This is a genomic window from Roseibium sp. RKSG952 (assembly GCF_009711355.1).
Genome location: NZ_SMMF01000962.1, coordinates 258,767 through 271,023, shown reverse-complemented (window position 1 = coordinate 271,023; position 12,257 = coordinate 258,767). Strand labels below are relative to the sequence as shown.

The window sequence follows — 12,257 nt, the reverse complement described above, 5'->3', positions numbered from 1 at the left end:
GGGACATCCACTGTCAACACAAGGGTTTGGTAACCGGCCGCCTTGGCGCGTTCGGCCAGCTTAAAGGTGCCGCTACCGTCGCCACTGAAGTAAAGCTGGAACCAAGCATATCCTTGCGCCGCCTCCAGGATGGTTTCGAGCGGGGTGGAGGCAACGGTTGAGACGCCGTGGGGTACACGGTAGCGCGCCGCCAGCCGTGCCAGCATCAAATCGGCACCTGGAGCGGCCAGATTGCACATACCCATGGGGGCGATGCCAAAGGGACGGTCTGCGTCGGCGCCGAAAACCTGTGATGCCAGGGACCGTCGGCTGACATCACGCAGGATGCGGGGCCGCAGGGTGATGGCGTCCAGCGCGACACGATTGCGCGCTGCCCCGGTTTCACGCCCTGCGGCACCATCGATGTAGTCAAACACCATCCAAGGCAGCCGTCGCCGGGCAAGGCGGCGGGCATCCTCGGCCGAATGGATGGCGTTTTTGCCCATCAGTTGGCAACAGCTTTCATGAACCGATCGCGGATCACCACCGGGTCCATAGTGATCACAGGCATCTTGGCGTTGCCGCTGTCGCACTTGACCACCAGCACCGTGGCCTCGCCGCTGGACAGGGCTTCTTTCAACGCTGGTCCGGTGTCCTTATCCTGCACCTCCACCACTTTGGCGCAACCGGCTGCGCGGGCCATCGCGGCCAGATCGGTGCGCTGGCTGGTGTAGGTTGGTTGGTCACCGGTAGAGCCATAGGAGCCATTGTCGATGATCATCAGGATGTAGTTGCCGGGTGCGTTGTTACCGATAGTGGGCAGGGTCCCGAGGTTGGTCAGGATCGAGCCGTCACCGTCAATCACGATCACTGGTTTAGGCTGTGCGAGCGCCAACCCAAGCCCGATGGAGGAGGCCAGCCCCATGGTGCCCAACATATAGAAATTGCTTGGCTGGTCATCGATCGCATGCAGTTCCTGTGACGGGATGCCAATGTTACACACAACCAGTTCGTTACGAAGAATTGGTGCGATCTCTTTCAGGATTTCAGAGCGGATCATTGGTCGCCATAGCCTCCCCAGAAATTGGCGTCAGTCAGGATGGCAACGGGTTTGTTGCACATGAAGGTGTATTTCAGAATATTGTCCAACTCCTCGACGTCCTTCTGCCAATGAAAGTGGTAGGTCGGGATATTGAGTTGCGCCAGAAGCGCCTTGGTGTGAACCGCCATTTCGACCTGACAAGCCACTGGCTCGCGCAACTCACCACGATAGGAGATTAACATCGGCAGCGGCATCCGGTAGTACTGGATCAATGTTGCCAGAGTGTTGATCGTGACGCCGATCGCAGTGTTCTGCATGATGATCGCGGGCCGCTTACCACCCATCCAGGCCCCGGCGCACAATCCCATACCCTCATCTTCTTTGTTGGAAGGGATGTGAAAGATATCGTCACGCTGATCGATCTCTTCGATCACTCCCGCCAGCTGTTTGCAGGGCACCGTTGTGACGAAAGAGACGTCATTGGCCGCCAGATCGTCAGCGATCCTTTTGTCTATGTTCATAGTTGATTGCCTTTGTTGCGGATGTTTTTTGGTCAAAGTCATGTGGTGCGGCAAACATGTACAGCACAAGGTGCATGCCGGACCACTCGTGCGGCAGTCGAGCCCAGGAAAAAGTCGCTGAGACCTGGTTTGTGAGAACCGACGACGATGCAATCCACACCGTTTTTTGCGGCGTATTCAACGATGCCACGGTATGAACGCCCCTTGACTATCACTGTCGTGACATCGCTGTAGTCTGCAGTTTTTTTGGCAAGCTGCTGGTGGGCCATGTCCAAACCATCGCGCACAGCATCTTCGTCCAAAAAGGTGCTGACGGAACCGTGCGGCGCCTCATAGACATGCAAAGCGGTGATCCGCCCGCTCGGATTGCTCAGAGTGGCAGCGGCTTCCAGCGTGGTTCCGGAAACCCCGTGATCCAGAGCCATGGGAACCAGGATATTGTTATACATGGTTGCTCTCCATTTAATTGGCGCGCGGCTTCAGGCCCAAGGGTCAAGAATGATCTTCGGGGCCGCGACCACGCCTTGCCGCAAATCGCGGAAGGCCGCAGCCCCGTCTGACAGCGGCCGGTGTTCGGGCCAGTCCAGTGGACCCAAGCGACCATCAAAGATGGCATGCGCGGTGTCGCGAAAATCCTGTGCGGTGTATGTATAGGTGCCGATGAAAGTGATTTCCTGTAGCGTCATGCGGCGCACATCCAGACCACCTGAGTCTTCTCCCAAACCAACATGAACGATCACCCCGCCAGGTGCGACAGCAGTAGAGGCAGCCGCTCGCGTTGCTCTGTAGCCTACTGCGTCTACGACCAATGGAACCATGCCCTGAAATTCATCGGCCGTCTGCTGCTTGCAGCGGTCTGTCAGAAAAGCCCTTCGTGCCGCATTGGGCTCTTGGATAGTTACATCCTCCACCCCCATCGCCCGCAATGCCAGCGCTGCGGCCAACCCGATCGCGCCCCCGCCAATCACCAGTGCGCGACGCTCCATCGCGGGATGCAGCGCCTCTAGTGCCAGCCGGGCCGCGTGCCAACTTACGGCCAGCGGTTCCGCCAGAGCGGCTTTTTCCAGCGGCACTTCATCGGGAACTGTAACAAGGTTGCGCTCTGGCATCGCGACGAACTGGGCAAAAGCCCCTTCGCGAGGAGGCATTGAGATGATTTGGCGGGCGGCGCAGAGGTTTTCGCGCCCTGAAGTGCAGGCGACGCAGACACCGCAGGTCACCAGCGGGTTGATCGTGACACGCCGGCCCGTCAGCGGTCCTTCTTCGATCACGCCGGCGGCTTCGTGGCCCAGAATCAAAGGAGCGGGTCTGCGATTATCATGTCCCAAATAGGCATGCATGTCAGACCCACAGATGCCAGAGGCGGCAATGCGGACAAGATGCTCCCCGGTTTGGGGCGCGGCGATTGGCACATCTCGCACACAGAGCGTCTCTACACCTTCGTAAACCAAGGCCTTCATTTCGCTGTAAACCCCCCGTCAACCATCAGGACTTGGCCGGTCACATAGGCTGACGCCTCGGAACACAAGAATAAGAGCGGCCCATCGATGTCTTCCAACCGACCATTGCGGCCAATGCAGGTTTGGGCGGCGTTACGTGCTGCGCGTTCCTCATCGCTGAACACAGTTTCGGTTAGTTCGGTCGGAAAGAACCCTGGCCCGATCGCATTGGCGGTGATGCCAAATCGTGACCAGGCCTCTGCCATTGCTCGTGTCAATTGGCCTATGCCACCTTTGCTGGCCCCATAAGCGATGCCGCCGGGAAAGGCTCGGGTGGTTTGGAGAGATGCGAAATTGACAATCCGACCCCAGCCGCGTTCCCGCATTGCAGGCGTCAATGCTTGACTAAGAAAGAACGGGGCCGAGAGGTTCAAATCCAGAGTTTTGTTCCATTCACCGATCGTTACATCATCAGCAGCCTGCCGTGTGTTGATGCCTGCTGCGTGGACCAAAATATCTGGTGGGCCAAAGGGCGCTGAAATCTGATCTCTCAGCGCCTCGAGCCTGCTGTTATCCGCAACATCAGCCGCCACATGCGCAGCGGATGATCCAATCTCGGCGCTTAGGCTGGCCAATGCCTCCTCTCTGCGCGCAATCGCTACCACTTTTGCCCCGGCGGCTGCGAGGACAACCGCCGCTCGTCGGCCCAACCCAGAGCTGGCACCAGTGATACAGGCGGTGCGGCCTGTCAGGTCGAACAGGGCGCTCGGGTTAGCCATTTGCGGTCAGATCAAAGGTTTCGTCCGGGAAGTATTTGGCCAGCCGCACATCAGCAGCGCGGGCGTGACCTTCCATCCCTTCCAGCCGGGCGATCCGCGCAGTGGCCTCGGCCACTGGTTTCGAACCGTCTCGGGACGCGCGCTGCCAGGTGACTATCTTCATGTATTTGTGGACCGAAAGCCCGCCGGTGTAGCTGGCTGCGCGCGAGGTGGGAAGCACGTGATTTGTGCCTGCTGCCTTGTCTCCATAAGACACCGTGGTCTCCTCGCCCAGAAACAGCGAGCCATAGCAAGTGAGTCGATCCAGCCACCATTCCAGATCCTCGGCTTGCACGGTCAGATGCTCGGGCGCGTATTCATCGGAACAGGCCGCCATATCTTCTCGGTCCGCACAAAGGATCACCTCGGCATAGTCGCGCCATGCTGCGGCGGCATTCTCGCGGTTCACTTCTGGCAAGTCGTCAATGTATCCCGGAACCAGCCGCATAACTTCTTCCGCCAGGGCGCGATCATCAGTTACCAGCCAGACCGGAGAGTTGTAGCCATGCTCGGCCTGGCTCACCAGATCGGTAGCGACGATGTGAGCATCTGCGGTGCCGTCAGCCAGGATCAGGCTGTCGGTGGGGCCTGCGATCATATCGATGCCGACGCGGCCAAACAGGATGCGCTTCGCCTCGGCGACAAACTGGTTACCAGGACCCACCAGGATGTTTGCCTTGGGCAGGCCAAAGAGGCCAAAGGTCATCGCCGCAACCCCCTGCACACCGCCCATTGCCATGATCTTGTCGGCACCGCAGATGTGCGCGGCATAGATGATGGCAGGAGCCACACCCACGCCGGGACGCGGCGGTGAACAAGCGGTGATATGTTTGCAGCCTGCCACTTTGGCGGTGGTCACAGTCATGATGGCGCTTGCAATATGGCTGTAGCGCCCGCCCGGCACATAGCATCCGGCCGCATCCACCGGGATCGCCTTTTGTCCGGTGATGAAACCGGGCGAGATTTCCATCTCCACGTCATGCACCGTGCCTTTTTGCAGTTGGGCAAAGCGACGTACATTGTCGTGGGAAAACCTAATATCGGCCTTCAGCTTTTCCGGCACCAAGGCGCAGGCTGCCTCGATCTCTTCCGGAGTCAGCAGAACGTTGCCTTCATATTGGTCGAATTTCGCGGCGTACTCCAAAGCCTTGGCATCGCCTCCGGCCTCAATATCGTCGAGGATGCCCTGCACGATCTTATGGGTTTCAGACGCGTCCGACTTAGGGGTCAGGGTAGCCTTTTTCAGATATTCACGGGTCATTTCCAAGGGGTCCTACTTGTAGATATCAGGAAGCAGCGTGGTTGAGATCGGCGGGAAATAGGCGATTAACAGCACCACGATTAGCATGGTCAGAACAAAGGGCACAGCGCGGGCAGCAATCTTGAGAATGGACTCACCAGTTATGCCCGATACGACAAAAAGGTTGAGGCCCAGCGGCGGGGTGATGAACCCCACCCCAAGCGCGGTAATCATCATGATGCAGAACTGGATTTCATTCATGCCGATGTTATCCGCCAAAGGCTTCAGAATAGGCGCCAGGATCACGATATTGGGCGTGGTTTCCATCACGCAGCCCGCAGCGATCAGGATGCAAATCATCAGCAGGATCAACAGGGCGGGATCATCTGTAAGGCCGGTGACTGCGGTCACAAAGCCCTGCGGAACACCCATGATTGCCAGCGCCTCAGCCAACGGGGCAGAAAAGGCGATAATCGGCAGGATCACCCCGTTCACCTTAGCGGAGCTAACCAGCATGGCCGGAAAGTCCGCCAGTTTCAGAGTGCCAAGGATGAAACCCATCACGATTGTAACGACAACTGCAGTGGCACCAGCCTCGGTTGGTGTCAGGCGTCCGGAAAAGATCCCATAGAAGATGATCCCCGGAACGATGAAGGCGTACCAGCCGGATTTCAGGGCGGTGCCAAGATTGCCCAACCATTCGCCAAACCCCATGTTGCCGCCGGTCTCATAGGTATAAAGCCGGTTCATGATGATGTTGGTGATCAGGATCGACACCAGGATCGCAAGGCCCGGGATCAGAGCGGCCAGAAACAAGGTTGAGGCAGAGATACCCAAAACCAAGCCAATAATAATGTAGGCAATGGAGGGTGGGATAAGGATTCCGGTACATGCACCCGCCGCGACCAAGGCACAAGCGTAGGGGCGTGGATAGCCGCTTTCAACCAGGCGGTTAATGGTCATTCGTCCCACGGCTGCGGCACCGGCTGCGTCAGATCCCGAGATCGCCGCAAACATACCGCAAACCAGAACCGTGGCTGATCCGAAGCCACCTCGGGTCCAGCAGGTTAATGCCTCGGCCACATCCAGAAATTTTTTACTGAGGCCGGTTCGGACCAGAACGTCTCCGGTCAGAATGAAAAGCGGCACCGCGGTCAGCGCAAAGGCATCGATGCCAGTGAACAGGCTTTCGCCGATAGCACTCAGCGGCAAGTCTCCGGACATGACCAACATGGTGATGGCCGCGGCTCCAATCGCGGCCCAGACCGGCACCGCGAGCGCGATCAGCGCAACGAACATAATTACCGGAATGTAGAAATCCCAGCCGAGCTCGACCGTTTGATTAAGTGAATTCCACAGCATCGCTCAGGCCTCTCAATCAAACAGCTTGTCGCCCTCGAAGACGGGTGTGCCGTCACGAAGGCTGCGCAAATCGCGGCGGAAAGACTGGAGCAATCGCCAGATCATCAAGGTGAATCCCAGCGGCACAGCAGCAAGGAACCAGACCATCGAAATCCGCAGGCCATGGCTGACGGATCCGAACTTGGCTGAGACATGCACCGTTTCGAAGGACCAATAAAGCGCCACCAGCGCGACTACGAACATCACCAGATCACCGAAGATGTAGATCAGCGCCTTGATCCGCGGGCCGAGGTAATGCAAGATCACGTCGATACGGATATGAGCGCGCTCTTTGACCGCCGCCGCAGCGCCGATCCAAGCCAGATAAATGAAGGAATAGCGGACGATTTCCTCGCCCCAGATCGAGGAATAGGCAAACAGCTCGCGCCGTATCACTTCAATCGCCATCGTGACGACCAGCATTGTGTAGAACACCAGAAGCAGCCAACGTTCTGCGTTCTGGTCGATGGTTCGCAGGATGTTCATTGCCATTCCCGGTGTTCAGGCACACCCTTGCGTCCAGCCTGGCGAGCTGCAGCGAAGGCGGCTGTTGAAGAATAGGGCGGGCGCTTTCCAGCGCCCTGGCCCGGTAATGCTCAGGCGTCGTGCACGTAGTATTTCCCTTGCGTGCCTGCGGCCTCCTCGAGCTTGGCGAAATTGTCCATTGAGCCTGCAAGTTCAGTCTTGAAGGAATCCCATTCGCTAAGCTGATACCCGCCAGCCTCTTTCCACTCGCCCAGTTGGTCATCGCTAAGGGCATGGAATTCGACACCGGCCTTGGCCAATTCCGCCATTGCATAGGCACGGGCCGAAGGCACTTTGGCCAAGTTCTGATGCGCCGTCAGCTCGGACCCCCACATCACACCTTCCTGAACATCTGCAGGCAGCGAATTGAACCACTCAAGGTTACAGGAATAGACTTGGCTGTCCGGCACTGCCTGAGTAAATGTCACGTGGCTCAGGATGTCTTTGAAGCCAAAGACATAGAGTGCCCCGACAGATGGATCGAGCGCATCCGCGACACCCTGTTTGATCGCCGAAGGCGTCTCACCCCAGGCCACAGGTGTCGGGTTGGCGCCGACCATGCGGTAGTACTGCTGCAGCATTTTCGATCCTGGCACTCGGAACTTCACTCCGGCCATGTCGCCGGGTGACATCACGGCATTGCCACCTTTGCGCACCGCGACAACGCGGGGATCGATGTTCACATAGAACAGGGCTTTGAACCCGTTGGCTTCCACGTTGGGGTGTACCTCGGACTTCCAGAAGTCTGAATTCACCAGGTTGGTGAACCGCTGGTTGGAGCCGCAAAGATAAGGCATGTTGATCAGGTCAACGGTGGAAGCAAAAGGCGCGAAATTCGACAGCGAATGCTGCGCCGCCTGAATGGTGCCGCCCTGAACCTTTTGCACCAATGCACCACCGGCACCTAGCTGGCCTCCCGGCGCCAGTTTGACATAGATTTTCCCGTTAGTGGCGTTCTGGATGTTTTCCTTCAGATCCAACTGCATAATCGGATAGCTGCGCGATGCACCCAATACATAGGCAGTGGCAACGGTCATGACGTGCTCTGCTGCACTCTCGCGCTCTTTCTCTTCCTTGGCGGTTTGTGCAGCGGCTTCTGAAGACCACAGCACACCGCCAGCACCGGCCACCACAGCCGCAGTGAATGAACCGGTTGAGGCCAGTTTCAGAAAATTCCGGCGCTCAGCAGATTTGAGGCCATCCTTGGCATTCGTCATTGTCTTCCTCCCTATTGATCCGTCAGCTGCCGTTTTTGTTCTTTTGGTCAGCTTCGCGTTTGAGAATGGCCGCTACGAACAGGATCGAGGCGGCAAACAGAACCAGCATTTCTCCGACATCTCCTAAGAAGGCACCGCCGCCAAAGGCGCCCAACGCGACATTGGCAAAAAACACCGCAAAGACGGCAGCAGCAGCCCAAAGGAACATCTTAGAACTCCGGAATCGTATCTCGAATCTATTTGTAAGCGCTTACATTGATAATGCAAGCGCTTACATTCGTGGATGGCAGGCGCAGGTTTTTATGTTATGACAAGGTTCAAAGTCACAGCGGGCAACACATGGGAAAAAACCGTTCAGTTCCGACACTTAACGATGTCGCCAAAGCGGCGGGCGTATCAACCGCCACGGTTTCTCGATGCCTGAATTCACCGGATCAGGTCATTGAAGCTACCCGACAGCGTGTCATGCAGGCCGTCGAATCGCTGGGCTACACGCCAAACTTCGCGGCCCGGGTTATGGCGGCGAAGCGCAGCTACACTATCGGCGCCATTATTCCCACTATGGACAACGCTATCTTTGCCCGCGGGTTGCAGGAGTTTCAGGACCAACTTCGCGAGAGCGGCTATACACTTCTGGTATCCAGTTCAGCGTATGATCCCGAAGTGGAATGGGAACAAATCCGCGCGCTGGTTGCGCGCGGCGCAGACGGTCTGCTGCTGATCGGGTACGCACGAGACGCGGAAATCTACACCTATCTGGAGCGACATCAGGTTCCGTCTCTGGTCGCCTGGTCCTACGATCCAGAAGCGCATCGTCCCTCTGTTGGTTTCGACAACACGGATGCCATGGGCAAGCTGGCGCAAGCTGTCATTTCAGCGGGCCACCAGCGGATCGCGATGATTTCGGGCCAGACTTTGGGCAACGACCGGGCGCAAAGTCGTGTGGATGGCGTCAGACAGACCATGGCAGAGAGCGGTCTGGACGCAAATTCCCTGACGCTGATTGAAACGGACTATGAGATTGAAAAGGGTGCCGAGGCTTTTCAGCAGCTCATGTCGCTTACTCCGAGGCCGACGGTTGTTATGTGCGGGAACGACGTACTGGCAGCGGGAGCCCTGCGTGAGGCGGGAAGGCTGGGGATAAAAGTACCTGAGCAAGTCTCTGTAACGGGCTTTGACGATATTGAGCTTGCTGAGATCGTCAGTCCGGCATTGACCACTGTTCATGTTCCCCACCGGGAAATGGGGCGAAAAGCTGCGCGCGAGTTGACCGCCATGGTCGAAGGTAATTCGGATGGCCGGTCAATCTGTATAAATACAAGGCTTGTGAACCGCTGTTCCTTGGCAAGACCACCACGGCAACCATAGCCAAGGGCATTTAGGAAAGCTTCAGGCAACTAGGAAACTCGCCTAATCCAGATGATCCTGAGAACAGATCTAACCATTGCAAAATGGATACAACGTTCTGTTTGGTCAGCAGCTGCAACTCGCGGCAGCTCTTTCATGAGGCACTGGCGTGAGTGAATGCTCCGTCAGGTTGCCAATGGCAGCTTTGATGAACGCTGCAATACGGAGGCTGGATGAAGAGAATAAGAAGAAAATACAGTTTCAGTTGAACGTGTTCAGAGGATCAGACTATATCCCGAGCTTAGATTAAGCCAAATTTTGGGTTTCATTCTTCAATCCCGAAACCAATCTCAATATCAGCACTAGACTGTTACGGCCTGCAGTAACTCATCGCGTGTCACGTCTTTCCTAGCGCCGTCGATTAACACTTCTCCACGTCGCAACGCGATAAATCTGTCGGCAAGATCATAGGCAAAGTCAAAGTATTGCTCCACTAAGATGATTGCCATTCCGCTCGTGGTTCTGAGGTGCCGGATGACTTCGCCTATCTGTTGGATGATGTTGGGCTGAATACCTTCGGTCGGCTCGTCCAACAGAAGAAGGCGTGGTCGCGTTATCAGTGCTCGCGCGATCGCCAGCTGTTGCTGCTGACCACCAGAAAGATCACCCCCGCGACGGTTTTGCATCTGCTTGAGGACCGGGAACATTTCAAAAATTTCACTTGGAATGAAATGCTCGTTGGCGGGCAGACAGGCGTACCCCGCTTCAAGGTTTTCGCGAACTGTGAGCAAAGGAAATATCTCGCGACCTTGTGGGACATAGGCCACACCTTTCCAGGCCATTTGATGAGCAGGTAGGACACCCAAAGGTTCCCCGTCCAGTTCCAGATTACCAGCCGAACGCGGATGCGTACCTGATATTGCCTTCATCAGGCTGGTTTTCCCGACACCATTGGTCCCCATGACGCAAGTCACTTCGCCTTGTCTGGCTTCCATGGAAATCCCGTTGAGGATTTGCGAATGCCCATAATGTAGAGTCAGATCAGTCAGCTTCAGCATTGTTTAGCGCCCTAAATATACGTCGATGACGTCCTGGTTAGATGTCACGTGATCAAGGCTCCCTTCAGCCAAGACGGACCCTTCGTGCAAAACCGTGACTTTGCAATTCAGGCGCCGAACAAATTCCATATCGTGCTCCACCACGACAACGGCACGGGTTCTGGCGGCTTGTAACAGCAAGTCGGTGGTGTGTTCGCGCTCCTGCGGTGTCATGCCGGCGGCAGGTTCGTCCACCAGCAAGAGTCGTGGCTCCTGGGCCAGCAGCATGCCAATTTCCAGCCATTGCTTTTGACCGTGGCTCAATTCGCCAGCTTTGCGGCTTAGGTCTTGATGCAAACCGATTTCGACGGCCAGTTCTTCAACTTTCTGCAAATCGTCAGTGATGGTTCGATAGAAAAGCACTTGAAGCCAGCCACGTTTGTTCTGAAGAGCCATCAGCAGATTTTCATGCACGGTCTGGTCTTCAAAAACCGTTGGTTTCTGAAACTTCCGCCCGATCCCAGCCTGCGCAATTTTTGCTTCGGAAAGTCCCAACAAAGATACGGATTTCTCTCCCCAGATGACGCGCCCTTCATCGGGTCGGGTTTTACCCGTGATGATGTCCATGAACGTGGTTTTCCCTGCCCCGTTCGGGCCGATCACTGCGCGAAGCTCGACCTCGCCGATTTGGAACGACAAGTTGTTGATAGCTCGGAAACCGTCGAAAGTGACCGAAACACCGCTAACCTCAAGCAACGTGTTCATTCCATGGCCTCCTTTTCTCGTAGGGCGCCGTCATCCGGTCCCAGATTGGCCCCATGCCTGTCCGGGTGGCGGCGGTCGGTCCACAAGTCGAACAATCCTCCAATGCCTTGCGGGGCGAACAATGTAACCAACACGAAAGTTACGCCCAGTAGCACCTGCCACCAGTCGACCCATTTGATCGTGTAAAACCCAAGCGAAATATCCGGGGCCTGCCCGCCCGTGAACCACGTACTGAGAAGGCTGACAAAAGCTGCGCCAATTACCGCGCCGTACAAGCGGCCTCGTCCACCGATGGCGACCCAGACGGCCAAATAAATCGAGGCGATTGGGGCCATCTCCTCGGGGTTGATGATGCCAGCTTGCGGGTAATAAAGCGCGCCGGCAATGGCCGCGATGCAAGCAGTCAGGGTGAAGACGGCCAGCTTGTAGACCTCGACCGAGTAGCCAAGGAAGCGCACCCGTGCCTCGTTATCGCGAATGCCGCGGATGACCGAGCCGAACTTGCCCGAAACAATCCATGCGGCCAGTATATAGCCCAGACCCAAGGCCAGCGCCGAGGCCCAGAGGAACCAGATCGACACCACGTCCTGCGAGGCGGTGACACCTGGCAGGTTCTGCAATCCGGACAGCCCGTTATTGCCGCGCAAGCCGCTATCGTTCTGGAACAGGTACAGGGCCAGCGCCAGAGTCATGGCCTGCGTCAGGATCGACAGATACACACCGGTTACACGGCTCCGGAAAGCCAACCATCCGAAGATCAGCGCCAGCAAACCGGGGACCAACACAACCAGAACAAGCTGCAGGGTCAGGCTATGGGAAAACGCCCAGATCAACGGAAATTCCGACGATCCGACAACGCCAAAGATTTGTGTGCCGATGGCGTCCACCACCTCGGCTGAAGTCGGTGGAATTTCGACCTGTGCCAG

General features: G+C 56.8%; 15 protein-coding genes. 1 reads left to right on the top strand and 14 read right to left on the bottom strand.

The features are described from left to right. The 11 genes from E1297_RS45380 to E1297_RS45330 form a co-directional block, all read right to left on the bottom strand. Positions 1–485: alpha-hydroxy acid oxidase (locus E1297_RS45380; RefSeq protein WP_196223576.1), on the bottom strand; the 485-nt coding region annotated here is incomplete at its 3' end. Then, positions 485–1,039: a sulfopyruvate decarboxylase subunit beta gene (gene comE, locus E1297_RS45375; protein WP_155150218.1), complete on the bottom strand. Its 555-nt coding sequence runs from the start codon at positions 1,037–1,039 to the stop codon at positions 485–487. The genes comE and E1297_RS45380, both read right to left, overlap by 1 nt. Then, complete coding sequence (gene comD / locus E1297_RS45370) at positions 1,036–1,542, bottom strand: sulfopyruvate decarboxylase subunit alpha (RefSeq protein WP_155150217.1); 507 nt, start codon at positions 1,540–1,542, stop codon at positions 1,036–1,038. The genes comE and comD overlap by 4 nt, the downstream gene beginning before the upstream one ends. Before the next feature lie 38 nt (positions 1,543–1,580). Continuing rightward, entirely contained in the window at positions 1,581–1,991 is a 411-nt protein-coding gene (locus E1297_RS45365; RefSeq protein ID WP_155150214.1) for a universal stress protein, read from the bottom strand. A 30-nt stretch (positions 1,992–2,021) separates the two neighbouring features. Then, a complete protein-coding gene (locus E1297_RS45360; RefSeq protein ID WP_155150212.1) occupies positions 2,022–3,002 on the bottom strand; it encodes an alcohol dehydrogenase catalytic domain-containing protein in 981 nt (326 codons plus the stop codon). Then, positions 2,999–3,760 (bottom strand): SDR family NAD(P)-dependent oxidoreductase, encoded by a 762-nt coding sequence (locus tag E1297_RS45355; RefSeq protein WP_155150211.1) that lies wholly within the window; start codon positions 3,758–3,760, stop codon positions 2,999–3,001. The genes E1297_RS45360 and E1297_RS45355 overlap by 4 nt, the downstream gene beginning before the upstream one ends. Beyond that, on the bottom strand, positions 3,753–5,060 hold the full coding sequence (gene hisD / locus E1297_RS45350) for a histidinol dehydrogenase (RefSeq protein WP_155150209.1): 1,308 nt from the start codon (positions 5,058–5,060) through the stop codon (positions 3,753–3,755). Before hisD ends, E1297_RS45355 begins: the two co-directional genes overlap by 8 nt. Before the next feature lie 12 nt (positions 5,061–5,072). Then, complete coding sequence (locus E1297_RS45345; protein ID WP_155150207.1) at positions 5,073–6,401, bottom strand: TRAP transporter large permease; 1,329 nt, start codon at positions 6,399–6,401, stop codon at positions 5,073–5,075. Positions 6,402–6,413: 12 nt separating this feature from the next. Beyond that, the gene (locus tag E1297_RS45340) at positions 6,414–6,926 is read right to left on the bottom strand and encodes a TRAP transporter small permease (protein WP_155150205.1); all 513 of its coding nucleotides are present in this window, start codon (positions 6,924–6,926) and stop codon (positions 6,414–6,416) included. A gap of 110 nt (positions 6,927–7,036) precedes the next feature. After that, a complete protein-coding gene (locus E1297_RS45335; RefSeq protein WP_155150203.1) occupies positions 7,037–8,182 on the bottom strand; it encodes a TRAP transporter substrate-binding protein in 1,146 nt (381 codons plus the stop codon). 22 nt (positions 8,183–8,204) lie between these two features. After that, positions 8,205–8,390, bottom strand: a complete 186-nt coding sequence (locus E1297_RS45330) for a hypothetical protein (RefSeq protein ID WP_155150201.1) — start codon at positions 8,388–8,390, stop codon at positions 8,205–8,207. 131 nt (positions 8,391–8,521) lie between these two features. On the opposite strand from E1297_RS45330, the gene E1297_RS45325 reads away from it, so the two are divergent. Then, positions 8,522–9,550 (top strand): LacI family DNA-binding transcriptional regulator, encoded by a 1,029-nt coding sequence (locus tag E1297_RS45325; RefSeq protein ID WP_155150199.1) that lies wholly within the window; start codon positions 8,522–8,524, stop codon positions 9,548–9,550. 341 nt (positions 9,551–9,891) lie between these two features. Here the strand turns inward: E1297_RS45325 and urtE are convergent, their stop codons facing one another. The 3 genes from urtE to E1297_RS45310 form a co-directional block, all read right to left on the bottom strand. Beyond that, positions 9,892–10,587 carry an urea ABC transporter ATP-binding subunit UrtE gene (gene urtE, locus E1297_RS45320; protein ID WP_155150197.1) on the bottom strand — a complete coding sequence of 232 codons (696 nt, stop codon included), beginning with the start codon at positions 10,585–10,587 and terminating at the stop codon, positions 9,892–9,894. A 3-nt stretch (positions 10,588–10,590) separates the two neighbouring features. After that, complete coding sequence (gene urtD / locus E1297_RS45315) at positions 10,591–11,331, bottom strand: urea ABC transporter ATP-binding protein UrtD (protein WP_155150195.1); 741 nt, start codon at positions 11,329–11,331, stop codon at positions 10,591–10,593. Then, positions 11,328–12,257: urea ABC transporter permease subunit UrtC (locus E1297_RS45310; RefSeq protein ID WP_155150560.1), on the bottom strand; the 930-nt coding region annotated here is incomplete at its 5' end. The genes E1297_RS45310 and urtD, both read right to left, overlap by 4 nt.